This is a genomic window from Micromonospora chokoriensis, assembly GCF_900091505.1.
GTDB lineage: Bacteria > Actinomycetota > Actinomycetes > Mycobacteriales > Micromonosporaceae > Micromonospora > Micromonospora chokoriensis.
In genome coordinates this window covers 5,285,592-5,309,592 of the sequence record NZ_LT607409.1, presented here as the reverse complement: position 1 = coordinate 5,309,592, position 24,001 = coordinate 5,285,592, and the positions used below count along the sequence as shown (strand labels likewise).

Genomic DNA, 24,001 nt, shown 5'->3' with positions numbered 1-24,001 from the left:
TGCTGGCGTCTCCGGCCCCGACACAGACCCCTAGTACCGCGGTGTCGCACGGGCGACGGATCGCGAGATGCGGAAGGCCGCGGTTCGTCTCAGCTCTTCAGGCCGTGCTCGATCGCCTCGATGACGCGCGGCCGCAGGTCGGCCGTGCTGACGATGGCGTCGACCGAGCCGACCTCGACGGCCCGCTGGATGCTGTGCACCCGGTCGAACTCCGCGGCCACCTCGCCCAGCTTCTCCGCGCGGACCGCCGAGCGCACCTCGGCGAGCCGGGCGTTCACTGCCGCGCGCTCCGCGCCGGTCGTCCCGCCCACCTGCGCGTGCAGGTCCGCGACGCGCGGGTCCCTGGCGGTACGGGCGGTGACCTCACCGGAGAAGACGACAGCCGCCGCCGGGGCGCCGCCGAGCACCGAGGCGAACGATCCTTCCAGCGCGAGCACCGTCATGGACGGGTTGAGGGCCTTGGAGAAGACCACGAACGCCCCGCCGTGGTAACGGGAGATCACCGTGAAGACGATCGGGCCCGCGAAGTTGACGATCGCCCGGCCGATCTCGGCGCCGTACTCCAGTTGCAGGTGGCGCATCGACTCGGGGGAGCCGTCGAAACCGGACAGGTTGGCCAGGACGACGAGCGGGCGGTTGCCGGACGCCGCGTTGATGGCCCGTGCCGTCTTCTTCGACGAGCGGGGGAACAGGGTGCCCGCCGTGTAGGTGTCCGGCCCGTCGGTGGGCGGGAACCCGCGCCGGGGTACGGGCCGCGACTCGATGCCGACGAGGCAGACGGGGTAGCCGCCGACGTGCGCGTCCTGGACCACCGACGTGTCGGCGTCGGCCATCCCGGCCCAGCGTTCGAGGACGGGGTGGTCCTGGTCGGACAGGGCGCGCATGACCGTACGGATGTCGAAGGCCTTCTTGCGGTCCGGGTTGTGGGTCGCCGAGAAGATCTGCCCGACGGTGGTGAAGTCGCTGCCGTCGACGGTGTGCGGGTAGTCCGAGACGTCCCGGTCCACCGGGTCGTCGGTGTCCGCCCGCCGGGGCCCGGTCTCCCCGGGTACGACGTAGGTGTGGTCGTAGTGGGCCATCAGCACGTCCCGGGCCGCCGAAAGGTCGGGCGCCCAGTACTGGGCCTGCCCGTTGGGCCCCATCACCCGGTCGTAGCCGCCGATGCCGAAGTTGTCCTCGGCGGACACGCCACCGGAGAAGTCCAACGAGTGCTTGCCGGTGAGCACCATCGCGGAGTCCGGGGTCATGACCAGGATGCCCTTGGTGTGCATGAGCATCGTCGCCTCGGCGTTCCAGTACGGCTGCGCGCCCACGTTGATGCCGGCCACCACGATGTTGATCTCACCGCCGGCCTGGGTGAACTCGACGATCCGCTTGAGCGCGGCGGCCACCCAGTCCATGTTCTCGGTGCCCGAGGTCATCGAGATGCGGGCTCCGGCCGACAGCGCGAACCATTCGAGGGGCACCCGCAGGTGCTCGGCGAGGTCGAGGGCGGCGATGACGCGGGCGCACTCGGGTTCGGAGAGCGCGCCCAGCGACTTCGTCGGGTCGCCGAGCAGCACCACCCGGGTGATCCCCTCCGGGTACCGCTCGGTCGGGGTGGTCACCACGCCGGCGACGATGGCCGCCGAGTTCCTCCCCTTCGGCCGGTCGACCGGCACCAGCGTCCCGGACGGGTCGAGGTCGTACTCGGTGAATCGGCCGAGCAGCCCGGTCAGCTCGTACGGGTAGGTGGTGCCCCGGCGGGCGGCACGCAGCACCTTCTGCCGGTAGTCGTCCAACGGGCGTACCGCTTCGGTGGACGGCGTGCCGACGTGCAGCCGTGCGCCGCTGCCGGAATCCACTGTGATGGTCACCGCCACGTCCCCGGCCGCACGTGGCTGGCGGGCGATGAACTGCACCTCCTCCAGCCCGGCCCCGACCGTGGTCGGCAGGATCCGCTGGACCAGCGCGTTCAGCTCGTCACGCGACAGGTTGGTGGGCGGCCAGACGTACATCAGGATCCGGTTGGTGTCGAAGCGCTTGTCCTGCGGTCGCCGCGCCTGGATGTCGCGGATCGCGTCCAGGGCCAGGGTGGTGGCCTCCTCCAGGGCGGGCAGCGCGACCAGCCGCCCGTCGGTCTCCCGCAGCGGGGTCAGGTCGCGGATCTGGCCCATGGCGATCAGCCGTTCGTCGGCCGGGTTGCTGCGTGCCACGGCCTTGAAGAGGTAGATCTCCTCGTCGGCCGAGGACAGCCGGGTCAGGTCGAATTCGCGGAGCCGTTCCAGTTGCAGGCGTTGGGCGATCTGCGGGTGCAGGCCGCGGATCAGCCGGTCCTCGGTGAGGCCGCTCTCGCCGGGCCGGAACGTGAAGTAGTGGTGCATGACCGCGCCGGTGGAGCTGGCCACGGTGGCGGTCACCCGCTCGACGGTCGGGGGCAGCGGGTGGTCCGCGAGGAGCGTCCCGAGCCGTGCGGCGATCGCGTCGTCGTCGTCGGGTTGGTCGCCCAGCGCGACGTAGAGGTCCGCGACCAGCCCGGTCGGGGCGTCGGCGGCCAGCTCGGCGAGCGCGGTGAGCGTTTCGGGGAGACCGGGGATGTCGGTGGCGCCCGCCACGATGTGCGTCGTGCCGTGCCGGGCGGTGACGAAACCGCCTCGCGCGGTGACGACCCGCAGCCCCCGGTTGCCGTAATAGCGCCGGGTCAGCACCTCCAGCAGGGGGCCGTGCGCGGTGTCGCCGCCGCGTCGGATGCGCTGGCCGATGATCCGTACGAGGGGCTGCCGGCAGGCGACCATCCGTTGCACGCGCTCGGCGCGGTCCGGTGCGGCCGGGTGCCGGTCGAGGTGTCGCAGGTCGGCGCGGACCTCGGCGTAGTCCTCGGCGCGGGTGCGGCGCAGCAGGGGCTGGGCGTACCAGCGGAACACCAGGCCACGGGCCAGGTCGGCGACTGCGGGGAAGCGGACCTGGGTGGCCTCGACCAGTCGTTCGAGGACGATCCCGGCGGGTTCGCGCCGGTCACCGGCGGGCGCCGGTCCCGCGAGCAGGTGGCGCAGCACCTCGGAGACGAGCGGCACCGCGGCGGCCATGCGCTGTTGGGCCAGGAAGATCCGGAAGACGGCGTCCTCCAGCTCCGGTGTCCGGTCGAGGCTGGTCACGCCGTAGTGGGCGAGGACCCGTTCGAGGCGTGCCACGAAGGTGGGGGAGACGCCGGCCCGTTCGACGTCGAGGCTCTGCAGGTAGCTGTGGAGGAACTCCCGCGGGGTGTGCACGGCGCTGCCCGGCTGGGCGTCGGCGGCCCGACGCGGCTTGTTCCGGGCCAGCTCCGCCAGGTTCGCGAAGATCGTCAGGAGGTCGAGCGAGGCGGTCGGCGACGCGGTGCCCGCCGCCGGGTGGAGCGTGATCTCACCCGGATCGACGTCGTAGCCGAGCAGGAGCGCGCGCAGATCGTCCAGGGACTGCTGCGCCGACGGCCCGGCCGGGGCCGGCGGCAGGTCGATCTCGACGGTGTCGGCCGCGCCCGGCGTCTCCTCGGCGGTGGCGTCGGCCAGCGGTTCGAGGCGCATCAGGGGGGTGCCGGTCTCGACCTGGCTGCCGACCGAGACCGGGCATTCGCGGACCCGGGCCCGGAAGGGGGCGCGGAGCACGTTCTCCATCTTCATGCTCTCCAGCACGAGGATGGGTGCGCCCGCCTCGACCTCGTCACCGGCGGCGAGGGGAGTGGCGACGACGAGGGCGGGTGCGGGGGAGCGGACCACGCCGCCCTCGTCCCTGCTGACCCGGTGGGTGACGCCGTCGACCTCGACGGTGTGGACCGGCCCGTGGGTGGCGGTCACCAAGCGGAAACGCTCCCCGTTGACCAGCATCTGTCCCCGGTGCTCGTCGAACCGCTGCATCTGGACGTCCAGGCGGTGGACGTCGCCACCCGCCGACAGGTTGACGCGGAACCGCTCGCGGCTCACCCGCGACACCGCCACCCGGTAGCCGACGCCGCGCAGCTTCAGGTCGAGCGGACGCCCGGTCTCGTGCTGCGCCTGCGGTCGGCCCCCGTGCGCGGTGGTGAGCAGCCGTTGCCGGCTGACCTCCTCCTCGTCCTGGTAGGCCTCGATGGCGGCCGCGGCGAGGGCGAGCGCGGAGTGGCGGTGGGTGACCAGGCGGCCCTCGGCGCGGACCCGGTCGATCCAGCCGGTGTCGGCGGAGCCGTCGATCACCTCGGACTGGTCGAGCAGGTCCAGGACGAAGCTCTTGTTGGTGGCGCCGCCCTCGATGATGACCGTCGTCTCGGCCATGGCCCGGCGCAGGCGGCCGAGGGCCTCGTCGCGGTCCCGGCCGTACGCGATGATCTTGGCGATCATCGAGTCGAAGGCCGCCGGGATGCTGTCGCCCTCGCTCACACCCGTGTCCACCCGGATGCCCGGGCCGGCCGGCAGCGCGAGCCGGACGATCCGGCCGGGGGAGGGCGCGAAGTCGCGGTCCGGGTCCTCGGCGTTCAGGCGGGCCTCGACCGCGTGACCCGACTCGACCGGCGGCGCGCCGTCGAGGCGGCCACCGCCGGCCACGTGCAGTTGGAGTTTGACCAGGTCGGTGCCGGTGGTGACCTCGGTGATCGGGTGCTCGACCTGCAGGCGCGTGTTGACCTCCAGGAACGCGAAGAGCTTCTGGGCCGGGTGGTACAGGAACTCGACGGTGCCGGCGCCCCGGTAGCCGACCGCCAGCGCGAGCCGCACCGCAGCGGCCTTCACCTCGGCGACCTGGTCCGCCGCCAGCACCGGCGACGCGGACTCCTCGATGATCTTCTGGTTGCGACGCTGCACCGAGCAGTCCCGGACGCCGAGGGCCCAGGCGCCGCCCTGCCCGTCGGCGATCATCTGCACCTCGACGTGCCGGGCGCCGGTGACGAGGCGTTCCAGGAAGACGACGCCCGAGCCGAAGGCCCGCAGCGCCTCCTGGCTGGTCCGCTCGTAGGCGTCGGTGAGGTCCTCCGCCGAGTCGACCCGCCGGATGCCACGCCCACCACCACCGGCGGTCGCCTTGAGCATGAGGGGGTAGCCGATCTGTTCGCCCGCGCGGAGGGCGTCCGGCAGGGTGGCGACCTCGCCGCGACTCCACGGGGCGACCGGCACGCCGACCTCCTCGGCGATCAGCTTCGAGCCGATCTTGTCGCCGAGCTTGCGCATCGCGTCCGCGTTGGGCCCCACGAACGTCACGCCGATCCGCTCGCACAGCTCGGCGAACGCCGGATCCTCGGCGACGAATCCCCAACCGACCCAGGCCGCGTCGGCGCCGGTCTCGACCAGGGCGCGTTCCAGCAGCTCGTGGTTGAGGTAGGGGCGGGTGGCCGCGGCGCCCAACGGATACGTCACGTCGGCTGCTCGGACGAAGGTCGCGGTCCGGTCCTCGTCGGTGTAGAGGGCGACCGTCTCGACGTGGTCGCCCGACTCCGCGGCCAGGTCCCGTACGGCATGGATCAGCCGCATGGCGGCCTCGCCCCGATTGATGATCGCGATACGCCTGAACACCGGTCGACCCCTCCCCCGTCGTCCGACGCTTCGACGGACGACGATTCCGAGTGACCCGCGCGCGCATCGCGGTACGGCCACGGCCGGACCGTAGCCCGCCTCCGGGAGCAGCCAACACCCCTAGGGCCTGTGTCGAAGCCCTTGGCCGGCCTGCGGCGGGCCCGGACGACGACCGGCCGCGTTGGATATTCGCCCGGAACAGGCCCTACCTTCGCCTCGCCCGGGAGGCCGCCCAGCGTGACGACACCGAGGCGACAGGGGTGTCGGGTGTGGACCCGGGGCCGGCGCGGCCGGTCGTCTCGCGGTACGCCGCGGCGATCCCGGCCAGGCCGCAGCTCAGTTCCGAGCTGCGCACCCCGGCGTAGCCGACGACCAGCGCCGGCGGTCGGTCGTCGGCGCGCAGCGCGTAGAAGCGTCCGCCACGGACCAGTACCGAGCGCCGCCGCGCCGCCTGCACCAGCGCCTCCTCGTCGCACCGCTCGGGCAGCACCAGGTACGTCTGCAGTCCGCTGTGCCCGCCGAACACCGTGGTGCCGGGCATCTCGCGGGCGACGAACTGGTGGACCGCCGTACGGCGCTTCTGGATGTCGGCGGCGAGTCGGCGTAGGTGCCGGTCGAAGACCCCGGTGTCGATCAGCCGGGCGAGGGCGAGTTGTTCCAGGCTGGAGCAGCCGATGTCCCAGCCGGCGCGGAGCCGCTCGATCGGCGCGGTGAGCGCGGCGGGGGTGGCCAGCCAGCCGAGGCGCAGTGCCGGGGCGAGGACCTTGCTGGCGCTGCCGGCGTAGATCACCCGGTCCGGGGCGAGGCTCTGCAGCGCCGGCATCCGCTGCGCGGGGGCCACGAAGGCGGCGTCGAAGTCGTCCTCGACGATGTAGCCGTCGACCGCCTCGGCCCAGGCGACGAGCTGCTCCCGGCGGTGCGCGCTGAGGGTGGCCCCGGTGGGGAACTGGCTGGCCGGGGTGACGAGCACGGCGCGGACCCCGCTCGCGGCCAGCGCGTCGACCCGGATGCCGTCGGCGTCCACCGGGAGGCCCACCGGGCGCAGGCCGGCGTCGGCGATGAACTCCCACTCGCCCGGGTGCCCCGGGTCCTCCACCCCGACGGTGTGGTGGCCCCGGTCGCGCAGTTCCCGGCAGAGCAGTGCGAGCCCCTGGGCGAACCCTGAGGTGATCATGAGGTGTTCGGGTCGGCTGCGGACGCCCCGCACCCGACCGAGGTAGCCGGCGAGGGTGTGCCGCACGACCGGCAGGCCCGATGGTGGGGCGTACCCCAGCTCCCGGTGGCCGGCCGAGGTGACCACCGCGCTGACCGCCCGGATCCAGTCCTGGCGGGGGAAGGTGGAGCTGTGCAGGCCGCCGGTGCGCAGGTCCCAGACCGCCGCCGTCGACGTGCTGTCGTGCGGGGTGAGTGCCGAGCCGCTGTCGGTGCGTGCCGTCGCCGCCACGGAGGTGCCCGAGCCGTGCTGGGAGACCAGGTACCCCTCGGCGCAGAGCTGTTCGTACGCCTCGACGACCACACTGCGGGACACCCCGAGGTCGACGGCGAGTTGCCGGCTCGACGGCAGCCGGGTGCCCGGGCGAAGCGTGCCCTCCTCGATCTGTGTGCGAAATGCGTTACGGAGCTGGACTGCCAGCGTTTCACGCGATTGACCATCTATTGACAGACTTAGATTCAGGGACAAGTGGTCCGCTCCGGCGTCGTCGAAGTGGTATGGACAGCGTGATCTGCGTCTGAGGAAAGTGTTGGTCGGACGCGCAACCACCTGCTGTCGGCGAATCAGGGCGTACGTTCCGAGTATGTCCAATATGGACCTCGGCATCGTCACCGGCCTCGGCACACGGGTGGTCGTGCGAGTCCTTTTGTGCTGGGGGGAAGAGTCCGATCTGCCGCGTCACGCGGCGGGGTCAACGCCAACGGGGGCGCGTGAATCGGGCTGCTCAGAGGGGGTTTCGCAGTGTCCTCATTGTCGACCAAGACTGCCACACGGCTCATTGGATCGCATTCCGTGGCGGTGCGGCGCACACCGTCGACCAACTCAATTCCAATAGACGTGACATCTGTCACACTGTCGCCAATCGATCCTTTGTCGCTCTACACAGCGCTCGCCGAAGTTCGTTCTCCGGACGATCTGTATCTCTTCGAAAGCCTGGACGGCCCGGCCCAGGACCGCCACGCGGCAGCCGTCGGCTGGGATGCCCTCGCCGAGGTGCGGATCATCGCCGACCGCTGTGAGGTGATCTCCGACGGACCGCTCGGCGACGCCCTGGCGGCCGTGCTCACCGCGGTCCTGGGCGAGCCGGTCCGGCACCGCGCCCGGGAACGGGTCTGGTCCGTCGCCGGGCCACCCGAGGTGTGGGCGGCGATCCGGGCCGTGCAACGGGCGTTCGCGGTGCGGACCACCGCGCCCGCCGACAGCTTCGCCTTCGGCTTCCTCACCACCCTCGCGTACGAGGCCGCGCGGGACATGGACGAACTCTCCGTCGACCGGGTGGTGGACGACATCCCGCGCTGCACCCTCGTCCTCTTCCGGCACACCGTCTGGTGGGACCTGCGCACCGGCGCCGTGCGGCACCTCGCCGCCACCGGCCCGCACCTGCCGGAGGACACCACGGCCCACCGGTTGCCGGACCTCCTCGCCGCGCTGCCGAAGGGCGATCGGGAGGTGCCGGCCGCCCCACCGCCGAGCCTGGTCCGGGACACCGTCGACGAGGAGACGTTCGCCGCCCGGGTCGAGCAGTGCCTCCGGCACATCGAGGTGGGGGACAGCTACCAGATCCAGATCGGTCACCGGATCGACGTGGAGACCACCCTCACCCCGCTGGAGGTCTACCGGCGGCTGCGTCACCGCAACCCGTCGCCCTACATGTACCTCACACCCTGGGCCGGCGGGACTGTCATCGGGGCGAGCCCGGAGCTGTTCCTCCGCATCGAACAGGGCCGGCTGTCCATGCGGCCGATCGCCGGCACCGCGGCCCGCAGCGCCGACCCGGAGACCGACCGCCGGCTGGTGGCCGAGCTGACGGCCAGCGAGAAGGAACGCGCCGAGCACGTCATGCTCGTCGACCTCTGCCGCAACGACATCGGCCGGGTCTGCGTGCCGGGGACCCTCAGCGTCGACACGATGTTCGACGTCGAGCCGTTCGCGTACGTGCACCACCTCGTCTCCACCGTCTCCGGGCACCTCGCCGACGACGCCGACACCTGGGCGGCGATCTGCGCGGCCTTCCCCGCCGGCACCATGACCGGTGCGCCGAAGCTGCGGGCCATGGAGATCATCGACGGGCTGGAGGACGAGCCCCGGGGTGTCTACGCCGGCTCGGTCGGCCTCGTCGACGTACGCGGGTTCGCGGTGCTCGCCCTCTGCATCCGCACCGCCGTGCACGACGGCCACCGCTACCGCACCCAGGCCTCCGCCGGGGTGGTGGCCGACTCCGACCCGGGCGCCGAGTGGCGCGAGACGCTGGCCAAGATGAGCGCCACCTTCTGGGCCCTGACCGGTACGGAGCTGCTGCCGTGAAGGTTCTGCTCGTCGACGCGTACGACAGTTTCACCCACATCATCGACCAGTACCTGCGCACCCTCGGCGCACGGACCGTGGTCGTCCGTTCCCACTCCCGCAGCAGCGGCGAGCTGGCCGCGCTGCGACCGGACGCGGTGGTGCTCGGCCCCGGGCCCGGCCACCCCGCCGCGTCCGGGCACGTGGAGCTGGTGCACGCCTTCGCCGGCCAGGTGCCGCTGCTCGGCGTCTGCCTCGGCCACCAGGCGATCGGTCTCGCCTACGGCGGGTCGGTCGCCGTCGCCCGGCACCTGATGCACGGCAAGACGAGCGTGGTCCGCCACGACGGCCGGGGTGTCTTCGCCGGGGCGTCCGCCCCGCTCACCGTCACCCGCTACCACTCGCTCATCGTCGCGGACCCGGCGCCGCCGGCCCTGGAGGTCACCGCGCGGTCGTCCGACGACGGCTACGTGATGGGGGTGCGACACGTGAGCCTGCCGGTCGAGGGGGTGCAGTTCCACCCGGAGAGCGTGCTCACCGAGGACGGGCTGCGGCTGTTCGACAACTTCCTGCGAAGCGCGACGGCGCTGCCGGTGGCCGGTTCACGGGCGGCGGGGTCGTCATGACCGACGAGTCGACACCCCTCGCCGTGGTCACCGGCGCGGCGGGCGGCATCGGCCGGGCCGTGACGGCCGCCCTGACCGGCTCCGGGCACCGGGTGCTCGGCGTCGACGTCCACCCGGCCGGGGACCCGGCGGCGTACGCCTCGCTGGTCGCCGACGTGGCCGTGCCGGAGCAGGTGGAGCAGCTCTTCGCGCGCATCGACGAGCGGTACGGCCAGCCGACGGTGCTGGTCAACAACGCCGGCGTCTACCACGCCCGGGACTTCCTCGACTACGACCCGACGACGTACGCGCAGGTGCTCGACGTCAACCTGGGTGCCGCGTTCTTCTGCACCCAGGTGTTCGTCCGCTCGTTGATCGCCGCCGGTCGCCCCGGCACGGTGGTCAACGTCGCCTCGATCAGCGGGCAGTCGGGGAGCCCGGACGCCGCGTACGGGGCGTCGAAGGGCGCGTGCATCGCGCTGACCCGCAGTCTCGGCCGGGCGCTCGCCGAGCACCGGATCCGGGTCAACGCGGTCGCCCCGGGCCTGGTCGACACCCCGATGGCCGCCCGGATCCCGGTCGAGCGTCGCGACGACTACCGGGCCCGGATCCCGGCCGGTCGCTTCGGCTCGCCGGCCGAGGTCGCCGCGGCGGTCGCCTGGTTGGCCGGTCCGGAGAGCAGTTACGTCACCGCTTCCGTGATGGACGTCAACGGCGGTCTGCACTGACCTGCGTCCCGGCCCGCCACAACCGCACGGCATCCGGCTCATCCCTGGAAAGGATCCGACCATGTGGCTTCCGACCACCGGACCGGCGGCGGACTTCGCCGTCGACTACCTGGCCCTGCACCGGGCGTTCTACGACCGCACCCTCGACCCGGCCGAGCTGGACGCCTGGCGCGCACGGCAACTGCGCACGGTGCTCGACCAGGTGTCCACCGGTTCACCGTTCTACGCCCGTCACCTGGCCGACGTCGACCTGTCGACGATCACCCCGGCGACCCTCGACCGGCTGCCCTTCACCACGAAGACGCACCTGCGGCAGGAGATGCTCGACGTGCTCAGCCGGCCGCTGGCCGACGGGGTGTTCTTCTATGAGACGACGGGCACGACCGGCCGCGCGACGCCCTGCCCCCGCGACGGTCGGGAGGTGGTGGCCAGCAACGCTCACGTGACCGAGTCCTGGGCGTCGATCTTCCGCCACCACTTCGGCGACCACCCGCCCCGCATCGGGCTGATGGGCCCGACCGAGGTGCACTCCTTCGGCGACACTCTCGGTGACATCGCCCGTAACGTGGGTTCGCTGAACGCGAAGATCTGGCCGTACTCACCGGTGATCGGGTTCGCCAAGGCGTTGCAGCTGATGAAGGACCTCGAGTTGGAGGTCGTCTGCTGCACGCCGGGCGTCGCGATGATGCTGGCCAAGGCCGCCGAACACTACGGATACCGGTTGCGCGAGGACTTCGCCGTCAAGCTCCTCTTCGTCACCGGCGAGATGTGCACCCCGGCGCTGGCCCGCAACCTGGAGTCGGTCTGGGGGGCGGACGTCTACAACATCCTGTACGGCTCGCAGGAGGCGTTCGTCATCGCCACCGCCTGCCGCAACAAGCGGATGCACCTCTCCCAGACCAACTACCTGATCGAGGTGGTCGATCCGGAGACCGGCACGTCGTACGGCTCGCGGGGCAGCGGAGAGCTCACCGTCACCATGCTCGTGGACGGGGTGAAGCCGCTGGTCCGCTACCGCACCGGCGACGCGGTGATCGTCGAGGCGTCGGACTGTGCCTGCGAGATGCCCGGCGACCTGGTGCAGATCGTCGGCCGCACCCTGGACCGCATCGAGCTGGGCGGTCGACGTCTCACCGCCGGGCAGATCGAGACGGCGGTCCTGACCGGGGTCACCGGCTCGGGCGGGTACCAGGTGGTGATCGACCACGACCCGAGCGCCGGCGGTGACCGGCTCACGGTCCGGCTGGAGCTGCTCAAGGACCTCACCGACGACCCCGCCGGGGTGGCCGACGGGGTCCGCGAGCGGGCCGCCGCCGCGCTCGGCGTGCCGGTCGAGGTGGAGCTGACCGACGGGTTGGACCCCATCGTCAGCACCGGCGCGTTCGTCAGTTGGAAGGCTGCCCGGATCGTCGACCGGCGGGTCGAGGTGGACCACGAGACCCGGGTGGCGCAGCGGATGGCGGGCAACCGTGGCTACACCACGTGAGGCGGCCACGGACGGGACGGTGCCGGCGCTGCCCGGGCCGCTCGCCGACGCGTACGGGCGGCGGTGGCGCAGCGTGGTGGACCGGTGGGCGAGCCGGCCCGGCAGCACGCTGGCCACCCTCGGCCCGGCCGGGACGTCCAGTCACCTGACCGCGGCGTTCCTCGCCGAGCGGCACGGGCTGCGCATCGAGCTGTCCGACACCTTCGACGCGGTGCTCGCCGCGCTGGTGGAGCGGCGGGTCGACCAGGCGCTCGTGCCGAGCGCCTACCAGGGGCTCACCCGCTTCCACTGGCACCGTGACCTGCGGTTGGACGCCTACTTCGCGCAGGCGACCCCGGAGTACGGCATCGCGGCCCAGCCGGACCGCGACCCGGACCCGGCCGATGGTCGGCTCAGTGTGGCCGCCCTGTGGGAGGTCCGACGGATCTACCACGACCTCGCGCCGCCCGCCCTGCGGGACCGCCAGGTGCGGTGGGTCGACGCCGACTCCACCCAGCACGCCGCCGAGATCCTCGCCCACGGCGGCGCCGACCTCGCGGTGACCAACGCGCCCGGGGTGCACCGCCACGCGTTGCGGTGGGTGGCCCGCCGCCCGGGCGCCGAGATCGTGTGGACCCTGTTCGGCCGCCGTGGAGACCAGACATCGAGAGAACCGGAGTGACAGTCGTGTCCCGACGAACGTTGCTGCACCGCGCCACGGTCCAGGAGGGACTGGGGGTGGCTTCCCGCCCGCACCACAGTGTGCTGCTCGACGGCGAGCGCATCGTCGCGGTGCTGCCCGAGGCGCAGGCCCCGCTGCACGACCCGGACGTGGACGTCCTCGACCTCGACGGTCGGACGGTCATGCCGGGGATGACGCTCGGCCACACCCACATCGCGTACCTGGACGTGCTCGACGGTCGGGAGATGCTGTTCAAGTACAGCATCCCGGAGGTCACCCTCGGCGCCGCCGCCAACGCCGCCGCCATGCTCCGGCTGGGCTACACCGCCTTCGTCGGCGCCGGCTCGGTGTCCGGCATCGACATGGCGCTGCGCCGGGCGATCGACGCCGGAAAGCTGCCCGGCCCGCGGATCACGCCGTGCAGCAGGGACCTGATGGTGTCCGGCCCGCCGGAGCGCCGCAACCCGGGGGTCAAGCAGCGCATCCCGAGCGACCTGATGCGGCTGGCCGACACCCCGGAAGAGCTGATCGAGTACGTCGACACCGAGGTCGCCCAGGGCGCGGAGATCATCAAGGTCTTCTCCACCGGTGACGACACCTTTCCCAACGGCCGGTCCCACGAGCTGCTGTTCACCGCCGAGGAGTTGGTGATCGCGGCCCGGGCCGCGCACGAGCGGGGCGTCCGGATCCGGGCGCACTCGCGGGGCCTGGGCGGCATCCGCAACGCCATCGCCGCCGGCGTCGACGTGATCGACCACGCCACCTACGCCGACGATGCCGCCCTGGAGGCGATCGCCGAGCGGGGCATCTTCGTGGTGCCGAGCCTGCACCAGCCGCACCGCCTGCTCACCGACGGCGTCCGGCACGGCAAGACCCCGGAGTACCTGGAGACCCTGGAGTTCGAGGCCGAGGTCGAGAACACCCTGCGCATCCTGCCGCTGATGGTGCGGATGGGCATCCCGATCGTGGCCGGCGACGACTTCGGGTTCGCCTGGACCCCGCACGGCCGCTACGCCGAGGAGCTGGAGACGTACGTGACGATGGCCGGCATCCCCGCGCCGGTGGTGCTGACCTGGGCCACCGCCAACGGAGCGCGGCTGGCCGGCCGGGGCGACGAGGCGGGCACCGTGCAGCCGGGGCGGCTGGCCGACCTGGTGGTCACCGACGGGGATCCGGCCGAGGACATCACCGTCCTGGGGCGGCCGGAGGCGATCGAGATGGTGCTGCTCGGCGGTCGGGTGGTCGCCGGGGACGCCGCCCGGTACCGCTCCGGGCAGCCGGCGGGGGTGGCGTGATGCGTCGGGGCGTACCCGTCGTCGGGCTGCTCGCGGTCGGCGCCTTCGCCATCGGCACCGACACGTTCGTGGTCGCCGGTGTGCTCCCCGAGGTGGCCCGCAGCCTGCGGGTCAGCGTCGCGTCGGCCGGGTGGGTGAGCGCCGTCTTCGCCCTCGCGTACGCGGTCGCCGCGCCGCTGCTCGGCGCCCTGACCGGCCGGCTGGAACGGCGTACCGTGCTGGTCGTCTCGCTGGTCGGGTTCACGGTGGGCAACGTCGCCTCCGCGCTCGCCCCCGACCTGCCGTTGTTGCTGCTGGCCCGGGTCGTCACGGCGGTCAGCGCCGCGCTCTACATTCCCGCGGCCACCGCGTCGGCGGCCGCCCTGGCCCCGCCGGAGCGGCGTGCCCGGGCCATGGCGGTGGTGCTCGGCGGTCTCTCCGCGGCCACCGTCGCCGGGGTGCCGTTCGGCACCTGGCTCGCTGCCGACCTCCAGTGGCGGGCCACCTTCTGGCTGCTCGCCGCCGTCGGCGCGGCCTGCGCGGTCGCGGTGGCTGTCGGCCTGCCGGCGCTGGCGCTGCCGCCCGGCCCGTCGCTGGCCGCCCGCCTCGCACCGGCCCGCGAGGGGCGCGTCGGCCTGGCGGTGCTCACCACCGCGTTGTTCATGACCGGCGGATACCTCGCGCTGACGTACGTCGGGGCGTTGCTCGCCCCGGCCACCGACGGCGACGGCACGGTGCTCGCGGTGCTGCTGCTGGTCTTCGGCGTGCCGGCGGTCGCCGGGACCGTGCTGGGCGGACGGGCCACCGATCGGTGGGGCGGCGTGCCGGTGCTGCTGGTGTCGGTCGCCGGCCTCGCCCTGGTGCTGGTCACGCTGCCGCTGACCCGGCAGGCGCTGCTACCGGCGGCGCTGGCCATGGCGGCCTGGGGCGTCACCGCGATGGCCACCCAGCCGGCTCAGCAGCACCGGCTCTTCACCGTCGCGCCGACCTCCGGACCGTTGCTGCTCTCGCTCAACTCGTCGGCCACGTTCGTAGGCATCGCGCTCGGCGGTTTCCTCGGCAACCGGCTGCTGCGGCACGGTGGCGAGGACGGCCTGGACCTGCTCGGGCCGGTCGGCGCGGCGCTCTGCGTGTTGGCGTTGGGCACCACGCTGCTCGGCGCGCGGACCCGCGTCGGCCGTGCCGACGGTCAGCCGCCGACCGCCGGATTGGCCACACCGGATCACCCCGGATTGGCCACACCCGGTGGTCGCCCCGCTGCGTACGGTCGGACCGACAATCGGAGCCGAACCCTACGAGGATCACGATGACCCAGCTCAGCGACGGTGTGGACACCCTCACCGTGCGCATCGACGACCGGGTGCTGACCGCAGTGCCGGACTACGTGCTCGGCGTGATCGCCGTACCGGCGGTCGATGTCGCTCCGGCCCCTCCCGCCGTGTCGGCGCTCCTCACCGCCGCCGAGGACGCGCTGCACGCGGCCGACCTGGACAAGGCGGGTGTGGCGGAGCTGCCGGGCATCGCCGCGTGGCGGGAGGCGTACCGGGCGGTGGGGGTGAACCCGAACCGGTTCCCCTGCGCCGCCGAGTCCATCGCGCGGCGGGTCGCCAAGGGCGACCGGCTGCCCCGGATCAACGCCCTGGTCGACCTCTGCAACGCGGTGTCGCTCGGCGCTGCCCTGCCGGTCGCCTCGTGCGCGGTCGACGGCCTCGCCGACCTCGTGGTCCGGCCGGCCGACGGCACCGAAACATATCTGCCGCTCGGCGCTCCGGACGCCCCGGAACAGCCCGAGCCGGGCGAGGTCGTCTACGCCGACGCCGACGGGCGGGCCCACTCGCGGCGCTGGAACTGGCGGCAGGGCCACCTGGTCCGCACCGACCTGGGCCGGCACCGGCTGCTGCTCACCGTCGAGTCGGCCCACCCCGGCGGCCGGGCGGAGGTGGTGGACGCGCTCGGCCGGCTGGCCACCGTCCTCGACGGATTGTCCGACGGCGCCCGGCAGGAGGCGGTGCTCGACGGCACGACGACCAGCGCCGTCCTGCGTACCGGCCCGGTCGGCAGCGCCAGTGGGAGCCGTTCGTGAGCCGCGCGATCCTGGTGATCTACCGACCCGCGGCCGGCCGGTACGCGGCCCAGTTCCGCAGTGTCGTCACCGCCGCCGCCGAGCTGGGTGTGGCCACCGTCGCGTTGCTGCCGACCGGGCAACCGGCCGCCGAAGCCGCCGGGCTGCCCTGCTACTTCGCCGACCTCGACGACTGCGAAGCCGTCCGCGCCACGGTCACCACGATCCTCGCCGCGCACCCGGTGGAGCGCGTCTTCCCGCTCTTCGAGGGCGACGTGCTCACCGCCGCGCGCTGCCGGCGTGACCACGGCATCCCGGGTCTCGACCCGGAGCAGGCGCTGACGTTCCGGGACAAGAACGTCATGCACCGTCGGGCCGTCGAGCTGGGCGTGCCGGTGGCCCGCTCGTGCCGACCCGAGACGATCGGCGCGGTCGCCGAGTTCGCCGCCGAGGTGGGCTGGCCGGTGGTGATCAAGCCGTACGCCGGTTGGGCCTGCGGCGACACCCACCGGGTGGACTCCGCCGAGGACCTGGCCCGGGTGTGGCCGCTGGTCGCCGACGACCGGCACGACTACCGGGTGGAGGAGTACGTCCGGGGCGTCGAATACCACGTCGACTCGCTGCTGCGCGACGGCGAAGTGGTCTTCGACCAGCTGTCCCGTTACACGTACTCGATCCTGGAGTTCCGCGACGAGCCCGGCGGCACGGTCTCCCGCAAGCACGACCTGACCCCGGCGGAGCGGCGCATCGTGGCCGCGAGCGCCACCGTGCTGCGCGGCTTCGGCATGCGGACCGGTGTGGCGCACGTGGAGTTCTTCCTCCGCGACGACGGCGGGCTGGTCTTCGGAGAGGCGGCCGCCCGGGCGGGTGGCGGCTCGATCGTCCCCGCCATCCAGGCCGGGCGGGGGATCAACCTGGCCGGCGAGTGGTGCCGCCTCGAACTGGACCCCGGGCACGTCCCGGCGGCCACCCTCGGCCCGGAGATCGGCACCGAATACCTGTGCTCCGACCGGTACGGGCGGATCACCGCTATCACCACGGCGGACGAGCTGCGCGGGCTCGACTCGGTGCTCGACGCGGACGTGTGGAAGAGCGTGGGTGACGTGCTCGCCGCGCCGACCGCGTCCAACGACGTGCTCGGCTGGTACGTGTGCGAGGGGCGCGACTTCGACGACGTGCGGGCCCGGTTCAAGGTCATTCGGGACGCCTTCGAGGTGGTCACCGAGCCGGTCGGTGACGCGTGAGCTGGCTGGGCCGGTTCCAGGCCCTGCCGCGCCCGCTGCGGATGCTGGTCTACGCCTCCTTCATCAACCGGGCCGGCATGTTCGTCTTCCCGCTGCTCGCCGTCTACCTGGTGCAGAGCCGGCACCTCAGCACCGGCGAGGCGGGTGTGCTGATCTCCGTGGGCAGCACCGGCCTGCTCGCCGGTAGCCTGCTCAGCGGCCCGGTCTGCGGTCGAGCCGGCCGACGCGCGGCGCTGGTGACGAGCCTGCTGCTCAACGCGGTCGGCTACCTTGGTCTCGCAGTGCTCGACGGTCCCACCTGGACGTACGCGGTGCTGCTCTTCGTCGCGCTGGTCGGGATGGGGATGTTCGCCCCGGCGGCGAACACGCTGATCGCCGACCTGACCGCACCCGAGCAGCGGCCGTTCGCGTACACGGTCAGCTACCTCGCCAACAACCTCGGCATGGGCGTCGGCCCGCTGCTCGGCGGGATCGCGGCGGCCTACTCCTACCAGCTGATGTTCGCCGGGAACATCCTGCTCGGGCTGGTCGCGGCGGCCACCATCTGGTTGTTCGTACCGGCGGACACCCGGCGCGTGCCGGTGGCCTCGCCGGCCGCGAGCACCCGGCGGGCCGGGCTGCTGCGGGACCTCGACGTGGCGGTGCTGGTGATCGTCTCGTTCTGTTACGTCGCGCCGCTGATCGGCCTGGAATACACGCTTCCGCTCGCGGTCACCACGGTGCTGCACTCGTCGGTGGCGGTGGTCGGGGCGGTCTACACGATCAACAGCGTGGTCGTGGTCGGCGCCAGTCTGCTGATCGAGAAGCGGATGAAGGCGTACTCGACGCGGACCCTGCTGGTCGTCGCGGGCCTGCTCTGGTCCACCGGGATGGCCGTGCTGGTGTTCGCGTTCTCGCTGCCCGCCGTGCTGCTGTCCACAGTGGTCTGGACCCTGGGGGAGATCATCGCCTCGGTGGTGGTGCCCACCTACATCGCCGACCACGTCGAGGAGCACCGGGTCAGCGGTTTCATGGCCCTGAACGGTTTCGTGCTCAGCTCCGCCCGCCTGGTCGTGCCGATGGGCCTCGGCTTCGTCTGGCAGACCGGTGGGCACCAGCCCGTCCTCCTCCTGCTCCTGCTGACCCCGGTGGTCGGCGTGGTCGCGTTCGCAGTGCTGCGGATGCGACCGGCTGCCCGGTCCGTGTCGTCCCCTGCCGAGCCGGCCACCGCCAGTTCCTGACACCCACCCCTGGAAGAGGCCATGACCGCGACGAAGTTCGTGCTGCCCGAGAGCGACATCCCGACGACCTGGTACAACGTGGTCCCCGACCTGCCCAAGGGGCTACCCCCGATGCTGCACCCCGGCACCCGGGAGCCCATCACCCCGGCCGACCTCGAACCGCTCTTCGCCACCGGCATGGTCGAACAGGAGTTCTCCACCGAACGGGACATCGACATTCCCGGCCCGGTGCTCGACATCTACCGGCAGTGGCGACCCAGCCCGCTGGTCCGGGCCCGTCGCCTGGAGCAGGCCCTCGGCACCCCGGCCCGGATCTACTTCAAGTACGAGGGGGTCAGCCCGGCCGGCAGCCACAAGCCGAACACCGCCGTCCCGCAGGCGTACTACAGCAAGCAGGACGGCGTGCGGCGGCTGACCACGGAGACCGGCGCCGGCCAGTGGGGCAGCTCGCTGTCGATGGCCTGTTCCTACTTCGACCTCGACTGCGAGGTCTTCATGGTGCGGGTCAGCTACGACCAGAAGCCGTACCGGCGGGGCCTGATGGAGACGTTCGGCGCGTCGGTCACCGCGAGCCCGAGCGACCGCACCGGGGCGGGCCGGGCGGCGCTCGCCGCCGACCCGGACTCCAGCGGCAGCCTCGGCCTGGCCATCTCCGAGGCGGTGGAGGCGGCGATGACCAGCGGCGGCGCCGCCAAGTACGCCCTCGGCTCGGTGCTCAACCTGGTGCTGATGCACCAGACGATCATCGGCCAGGAGGCGCTGCTCCAGCTGGCGATGGCCGACGACTACCCGGACATCGTGATCGGCGCGGCCGGTGGCGGGTCCAACTTCGCCGGGCTGGCCCTGCCGTTCCTGCGCCGGCAGTGGGGCGGTGGTCCGGCGGTGCGGTTCGTCGCCGCCGAGCCGGCGTCCTGCCCGTCGCTGACCCAGGGCAGCTACGACTACGACTTCGGCGACACCGCCGGGCTCACCCCGCTGACCAAGATGCACACCCTGGGCCACGACTTCCACCCGCCGGCGATCCACGCCGGTGGGCTGCGCTACCACGGCATGGCGCCGATCGTGAGCGCGCTGCGAGAGATCGACCTGATCGAGGCGCGGGCGGTGCCGCAGACGGCCTGCTTCGAGGCGGGTGTGCTGTTCGCCCGCAGCGAGGGCATCGTGCCGGCCCCCGAGTCCACCCACGCGGTGCGGGTGGCGGTGGACGAGGCGATCCAGTGCCGGGAGACGGGGGAGTCGAAGGCGATCGTCTTCTCCCTGTCCGGGCACGGTCACTTCGACATGCAGGCCTACATCGACTACTTCGCCGGGAAGCTGACGGACTGACCTCGCAGGGGCTGGGCGCGGTGCGGCGCCCACCCCCTGCGACGAGCACCGGGGGTGACAGTGCACAGCGAAGCAGGGACCATCCTCGCCATCAACGGCTCGGAACGGGTCGGGGGCAACACCGACCACGCCATCGCGTACGCGGGGCGGCTCATCGCCGAGCGGGGCGCCGTCCTGCGCACCATCCAGTTACGTGAGCACCGGATCTCGCCGTGCAGCCCGTGCGGCGACTGCAACAGCCGCACAGTGCCCTGCCAGGTGGACGACGACGTCCCCGCTCTGGTGGAGCAGATGACACGTGCCGACGGGCTGATCTACGCGGCCCCGGTGCACGGCTTCGGCCTGGCCCACCTCATGCAGGTCTTCATCGAGCGCGCGGGCGTCGGCTACCTGCGTTTCACCCGCCCGTTGGCGGACAAGGTGGGCGGCACCATCGTCACTGGGCGACGGTACAGCGACTCCTCCGTGCACAACCAGATCGTCAACAACCTGCTGCTCAACCGGATGATCCTGGTGGGCAGCGGGTTCCCCGTCCTGCTGCGCAACACCACCGGCACTCCCGGCCTGCACGACGCCGAGGGTGTCGACGCGCTGGAGCGGATGGTGCACCGGATGCTCGACATGGTGCAACTGCTCAAGCAGCACCAGCGGGTCGACGGCGATCCGGTCCTTCCGCGGCGGGACCGCAACGAACGCGTGCCGCGGCCCCGCCGCAACGATTCCGCCCCGACCAGAGGAGATATCGAGAATGTCCACTGAGCAGGTCGCCGCACCGGTCGGCATCGACTTCCCGGCCACCGAGTGGGAGAGGTGGGACAAGCCGGGTGCCGAGGGACGCGTCAAGATCTCGTACGTCGGGGGGCAGCGGCTGCGCCTGCTGGAGTTGCCGCCCGGCTTCGACGAGCACCACTGGTGCCTGCGCGGTCACACCGGCTACGTCCTGCAGGGCGAGTTCACCATCCACTTCCGGGACCGGTCGGTGCCGTGCCGCCCCGGCATGGGGTTCGTGATCCCCGACGACGAGGAGCACCGGTCCCAGGGCAGCGACGCCGCGCCCACCGTCGTCTTCGTGGTCGACCAGGTTCCCCAGCCATGACCGACCAGCACTGGTTCGCGGCACCGGCCGGCTCCCCGCCGGCCGGTGCCGCCGACGGCCCGACCCGGATCACCGAGCTGCGGGGCGTCATCGACCATCTCGACCAGCGGATCATCGCCCTGCTGGCCGAGCGTACCCGGGTGGTGCGGGAGCTGACCGCGCACAAGACGGACGAGGCGACCGTCCGGTCACCCGACCGGGTGCGGCAGGTGCTCGACCGGGTGTCCGACCTGGCCGTCGGCAACGGTATGCCGCCGGAGGTGGCGGTCGGCACCTACCGTGCCCTCATCGACGAGCTGACCCGGATGCAACTCGACATGCTGGCGGCCCGCCGCGCCGCCGCGTCGGCGGGGGAGGAACGGTGAGCCGAACACCGGTCGACCTGCGGCACGCCCTGGCCACCCTCGATCCGCTCCCCGGTGAGCTGGTCCGTGTCGCCACCGAACTACCGGCCCGGTACGGCGTCTCCGCGCACTACGCCCGCTGGGCGGGTGCGCCCGCCGCCCCGCCCACCGGCGCCGGCCCGGCGGTGCTCTTCGACCGGGTACGCCCCGACCACGGTCCGACCCGAGCGGTGCTGATGGGCCTGTACGGCACCCGTCGGCGCGCGGCCGGGCTGCTCGGCTGCACACCGGCCGCGCTGCCGCACCGGCTGCTCGACGCGGTGGCCGCACCCCGCCCGCCGGTGCCCGCGCACGACCCGTCCCGATGGCCGCGCGAGACGCTGCCGGTGGACCTGACCGCGCTGCCGGTGCCGGTGCTCACCGACGAGGACGCCGGGCCCTACCTGACCCTCGGCGCGGTGCTCGCCACCGACCCGGACACCGGGGTCCGCAACCTGTCCGTGCACCGGATGTGCGTCCAGGGTCCGGATTCGCTGACCATCTGGATGGTGCCCGGCCGGGACCTGGAGCTCGCGTACCAGGCCGCGTTGCGGCGGGGGAGTCCGTTGCCGGTGGCCGTCCACCTCGGCCTGTGCCCGGCGGTGCTGCTCTCCTCCTGCTGCCCGACGTCACTCGTCCCACCCGACCTCGACGAGCTGGCGGTGGCCGGCGCTCTCGCCGGGCAACCGGTGGAGTTGCTGCAGTGCCGCACGGTGGACACCGAGTTCATCGCGCACGCCGAGTACGTCATCGAGGGCGAGTTGCTGCCCGACCGGGCGCCGGAGAGCCGACACGGCACTGTCGCCACCCCGGAGTTCCTCGGCTACCAGGGCCGGGCGCATCCCGCGCTGCCGTTGATCCGGGTCACCGCGATCACCGCCCGGGAGAGCCCGATCCTGCAGGCCGTGTCCGGGCCGGGGCACGAGCAGTCGGTGCTGCTCGGCTTCGGGATGGAGGCCGCGGTGCTGGACGTGCTGCGCCGCAGGGGCACGCCGGCGCTGGCCGCGCACTGCCACACGGCGGGTGGCGGTCAGCTGATGGTGGTGTTGCAGTGGCCGGCGAAGCGCGGCCCGGAGGACGACGTCGCGGTACGCGTCGCCGCCGAGGCGGTGCTGGAGCAGTTCCGGATGGCCAAGCTGGTGCTGTGCGTGGACGACGACGTCGACATCGAGTCCGACCAGGACCTGTGGTGGGCGATGGTCACCCGTTTCCAGGCCGATCAGGACCTGCGCGTGTTGCCGGACCGGGAGGGATTCCCCCTCGACCCGAGCCAGCACACCGGCTACTCGCCGTCGCTGTCGGCCGACGGGCGCACGGCGAAGGCGGTCTTCGACTGCACCGTCCCGTACGCCCAGCGGGCCCGGTTCATCCGGCCCCGTTTCACCGAGCCGTCGATTCCCGCACCGCGGCGGCCAGCAGCGCCACGCCCTCGGTGATCCGTGCGGTGGGCAGCGCCGCGTACCCGATCAGGAAGGTCGGTTCGGCCGGTGGTCGGGTGACGAAGTAGCCCGAGGCCGGGTAGATCCGGACGTTGCGCGCGGCGGCGGCGCGCACGATCGCCGCCTCGTCGGCGTCGGGCGCGCCGCCCAGGGTCACCAGCACGTGCAGCCCGGCGGCCGTGCCGGAGATGCGCACACCCGCGCCGAAGTGTTCGTAGAGCGCCTCCAGCAGCCGGGCGCGTCGCTGCCGGTAGAGGCGGTCCATCCGGCCGATGTGCCGGGCGTACGCCCCGGAGGAGATGAACTCGGCCAGTGCCTCCTGGGTCAGCGTCGGGGTCAGCCGGTCGGTGATCCACTTGACGCCGAGGAACGGTCGGACGAGGTGCGGTGGCAGCACCGCGTACCCGATGCGCAGCGACGGGAAGAGGGTCTTGCTGAAGCTGCCGACGTAGACCACGTCCGCGTCCTGCGGGTCGGCGGCCAGCGACGGAAGTCGCTCCTCGGCGAACGTGAACTCGTTGTGGTAGTCGTCCTCCAGCACCGTGGCGGAGTGTTCGCGGGCCCAGCGCAGCAGCGCTCGTCGCCGCCGCTCGGACATGATGAAACCGGTCGGGAACTGGTGCGACGGGGTCACGTAGATCAGGCGTACCCGGGACGGGTCGTGGCCGTGTGCGCGGACCTGGCTGTCGATCTCGTCGACCCGCAGGCCCTCCTCGTCGACTCCGACCGGCACCACGGCGGCCCGCGAGTAGCCGAAGATCTGCCGCAGCACGGTGTGGCTCGGGTCCTCGATGACCACCACGTCGTCCGGGCCGACGAGCAGCCGGACCAGGATGTCCATGGCCTGGGTGGCACCGCTGGTCACCACCGTGTGTTCGCGGTTGGCGTCGAGGGCGCGGCTGCGTCGTAGCAGGGCGCTGATCTGGGTACGCAACGATGAGGCGCCCTCGGCCGGGCCGTAGCCCAGCGCCACCGCGTCGGCCTGACTGACCGCCTCGGCGAGCGACTGCCGCCACCGGGTCACCGGGAAGCTGGCCAGCGCCGGGGTGCCGTGCCGGAAGTCGTACGCGCCGTCGGGCCGGTGCATCGGTGCGGGTTCCCAGGGTTTCCACAGCGGGCTGCCGGCGTCGGTGGGCAGCGGAGGCTCGGGCCACAGGGGCGGGCGGGCGGCGCGTTGGGCCGGTGGTGGGGTGTCGGTCAGCGCGCCGCTGACCCGGGTGCCGGATCCCCGCCGTGAGGTGAGCACCCCGTTGGCCCGTAGCAGCTCGTACGCCCGGGTCACCACGGTCCGGGAGACCCGGAGCTGGTGGGCCAGCTCACGGCTCGGCGGCACCGGGTCGCCGGGGCGCAGCCGACCGGTGCGCACGGACCCGCTGATCTGGTCGCAGAGCTGTTGTTGCAACGGAACCGAACTGTCGCGGTCCAGTGCGACGAGAAGCTGGGACGAACTCACCTGCGCACCCACCCCCCAGGATCGACGCTGGTT

18 protein-coding genes are annotated in these 24,001 nt (G+C 72.6%); 15 read left to right on the top strand and 3 right to left on the bottom strand.

What is annotated here, in order from left to right; genetic code table 11:
- Positions 1–89 precede the first annotated feature (89 nt).
- Both GA0070612_RS24625 and pdxR (GA0070612_RS24620) read right to left on the bottom strand, forming a co-directional pair.
- Positions 90–5,495 (bottom strand): ATP-binding protein, encoded by a 5,406-nt coding sequence (locus GA0070612_RS24625; RefSeq protein ID WP_088990081.1) that lies wholly within the window; start codon positions 5,493–5,495, stop codon positions 90–92.
- A gap of 205 nt (positions 5,496–5,700) precedes the next feature.
- Entirely contained in the window at positions 5,701–7,176 is a 1,476-nt protein-coding gene (gene pdxR, locus GA0070612_RS24620) for a MocR-like pyridoxine biosynthesis transcription factor PdxR (RefSeq protein WP_088990080.1), read from the bottom strand.
- A gap of 402 nt (positions 7,177–7,578) precedes the next feature.
- On the opposite strand from pdxR (GA0070612_RS24620), the gene GA0070612_RS24615 reads away from it, so the two are divergent.
- The 15 genes from GA0070612_RS24615 (at position 7,579) to GA0070612_RS24545 (ending at position 22,512) form a co-directional block, all read left to right on the top strand.
- Positions 7,579–9,012, top strand: coding sequence for an anthranilate synthase component I family protein (locus GA0070612_RS24615; RefSeq protein ID WP_231924319.1), 1,434 nt, complete (start codon positions 7,579–7,581; stop codon positions 9,010–9,012).
- The gene (locus tag GA0070612_RS24610) at positions 9,009–9,617 is read left to right on the top strand and encodes an anthranilate synthase component II (RefSeq protein ID WP_088990078.1); all 609 of its coding nucleotides are present in this window, start codon (positions 9,009–9,011) and stop codon (positions 9,615–9,617) included. The genes GA0070612_RS24615 and GA0070612_RS24610 overlap by 4 nt, the downstream gene beginning before the upstream one ends.
- Positions 9,614–10,324, top strand: a complete 711-nt coding sequence (locus GA0070612_RS24605; protein ID WP_088990077.1) for an SDR family NAD(P)-dependent oxidoreductase — start codon at positions 9,614–9,616, stop codon at positions 10,322–10,324. Before GA0070612_RS24610 ends, GA0070612_RS24605 begins: the two co-directional genes overlap by 4 nt.
- 61 nt (positions 10,325–10,385) lie before the next feature.
- Positions 10,386–11,810, top strand: a complete 1,425-nt coding sequence (locus GA0070612_RS24600; RefSeq protein WP_088990076.1) for a phenylacetate--CoA ligase family protein — start codon at positions 10,386–10,388, stop codon at positions 11,808–11,810.
- The gene (locus GA0070612_RS24595) at positions 11,794–12,471 is read left to right on the top strand and encodes a prephenate dehydratase (RefSeq protein ID WP_231924318.1); all 678 of its coding nucleotides are present in this window, start codon (positions 11,794–11,796) and stop codon (positions 12,469–12,471) included. The genes GA0070612_RS24600 and GA0070612_RS24595 overlap by 17 nt, the downstream gene beginning before the upstream one ends.
- A gap of 5 nt (positions 12,472–12,476) precedes the next feature.
- On the top strand, positions 12,477–13,766 hold the full coding sequence (locus GA0070612_RS24590) for an amidohydrolase family protein (protein WP_231924317.1): 1,290 nt from the start codon (positions 12,477–12,479) through the stop codon (positions 13,764–13,766).
- On the top strand, positions 13,766–15,055 hold the full coding sequence (locus GA0070612_RS24585) for an MFS transporter (RefSeq protein WP_088990073.1): 1,290 nt from the start codon (positions 13,766–13,768) through the stop codon (positions 15,053–15,055). The genes GA0070612_RS24590 and GA0070612_RS24585 overlap by 1 nt, the downstream gene beginning before the upstream one ends.
- Entirely contained in the window at positions 15,052–15,828 is a 777-nt protein-coding gene (locus tag GA0070612_RS24580) for a B3/B4 domain-containing protein (RefSeq protein ID WP_088990072.1), read from the top strand. Before GA0070612_RS24585 ends, GA0070612_RS24580 begins: the two co-directional genes overlap by 4 nt.
- Complete coding sequence (locus GA0070612_RS24575) at positions 15,825–17,051, top strand: ATP-grasp domain-containing protein (RefSeq protein ID WP_088990071.1); 1,227 nt, start codon at positions 15,825–15,827, stop codon at positions 17,049–17,051. Before GA0070612_RS24580 ends, GA0070612_RS24575 begins: the two co-directional genes overlap by 4 nt.
- The gene (locus GA0070612_RS24570) at positions 17,048–18,271 is read left to right on the top strand and encodes an MFS transporter (RefSeq protein ID WP_231924316.1); all 1,224 of its coding nucleotides are present in this window, start codon (positions 17,048–17,050) and stop codon (positions 18,269–18,271) included. Before GA0070612_RS24575 ends, GA0070612_RS24570 begins: the two co-directional genes overlap by 4 nt.
- 21 nt (positions 18,272–18,292) lie before the next feature.
- Positions 18,293–19,597 carry a TrpB-like pyridoxal phosphate-dependent enzyme gene (locus GA0070612_RS24565; RefSeq protein ID WP_088990070.1) on the top strand — a complete coding sequence of 435 codons (1,305 nt, stop codon included), beginning with the start codon at positions 18,293–18,295 and terminating at the stop codon, positions 19,595–19,597.
- Positions 19,598–19,651: 54 nt separating this feature from the next.
- Entirely contained in the window at positions 19,652–20,356 is a 705-nt protein-coding gene (locus tag GA0070612_RS24560) for a flavodoxin family protein (protein ID WP_088990069.1), read from the top strand.
- Entirely contained in the window at positions 20,346–20,693 is a 348-nt protein-coding gene (locus GA0070612_RS24555; protein ID WP_088990068.1) for an AraC family ligand binding domain-containing protein, read from the top strand. The genes GA0070612_RS24560 and GA0070612_RS24555 overlap by 11 nt, the downstream gene beginning before the upstream one ends.
- On the top strand, positions 20,690–21,058 hold the full coding sequence (locus GA0070612_RS24550; protein ID WP_088990067.1) for a chorismate mutase: 369 nt from the start codon (positions 20,690–20,692) through the stop codon (positions 21,056–21,058). The genes GA0070612_RS24555 and GA0070612_RS24550 overlap by 4 nt, the downstream gene beginning before the upstream one ends.
- Positions 21,055–22,512, top strand: coding sequence for a UbiD family decarboxylase (locus GA0070612_RS24545; protein ID WP_088990066.1), 1,458 nt, complete (start codon positions 21,055–21,057; stop codon positions 22,510–22,512). Before GA0070612_RS24550 ends, GA0070612_RS24545 begins: the two co-directional genes overlap by 4 nt.
- Here the strand turns inward: GA0070612_RS24545 and pdxR (GA0070612_RS24540) are convergent.
- A complete protein-coding gene (pdxR, locus tag GA0070612_RS24540) occupies positions 22,457–23,968 on the bottom strand; it encodes a MocR-like pyridoxine biosynthesis transcription factor PdxR (protein ID WP_088991735.1) in 1,512 nt (503 codons plus the stop codon). The two genes, GA0070612_RS24545 and pdxR (GA0070612_RS24540), sit on opposite strands and share 56 nt — an antisense overlap.
- Between the last annotated feature and the right edge of the window lie 33 nt (positions 23,969–24,001).

Coding starts and splice junctions, on each gene's coding strand:
- GA0070612_RS24580 (WP_088990072.1), top strand. CDS start 15,052: ATGACCCAGCTCAGCGACGGTGTGGACACCCTCACCGTGCGCATCGAC.
- GA0070612_RS24550 (WP_088990067.1), top strand. CDS start 20,690: ATGACCGACCAGCACTGGTTCGCGGCACCGGCCGGCTCCCCGCCGGCC.
- GA0070612_RS24600 (WP_088990076.1), top strand. CDS start 10,386: ATGTGGCTTCCGACCACCGGACCGGCGGCGGACTTCGCCGTCGACTAC.
- GA0070612_RS24605 (WP_088990077.1), top strand. CDS start 9,614: ATGACCGACGAGTCGACACCCCTCGCCGTGGTCACCGGCGCGGCGGGC.
- GA0070612_RS24565 (WP_088990070.1), top strand. CDS start 18,293: ATGACCGCGACGAAGTTCGTGCTGCCCGAGAGCGACATCCCGACGACC.
- GA0070612_RS24585 (WP_088990073.1), top strand. CDS start 13,766: ATGCGTCGGGGCGTACCCGTCGTCGGGCTGCTCGCGGTCGGCGCCTTC.
- GA0070612_RS24555 (WP_088990068.1), top strand. CDS start 20,346: ATGTCCACTGAGCAGGTCGCCGCACCGGTCGGCATCGACTTCCCGGCC.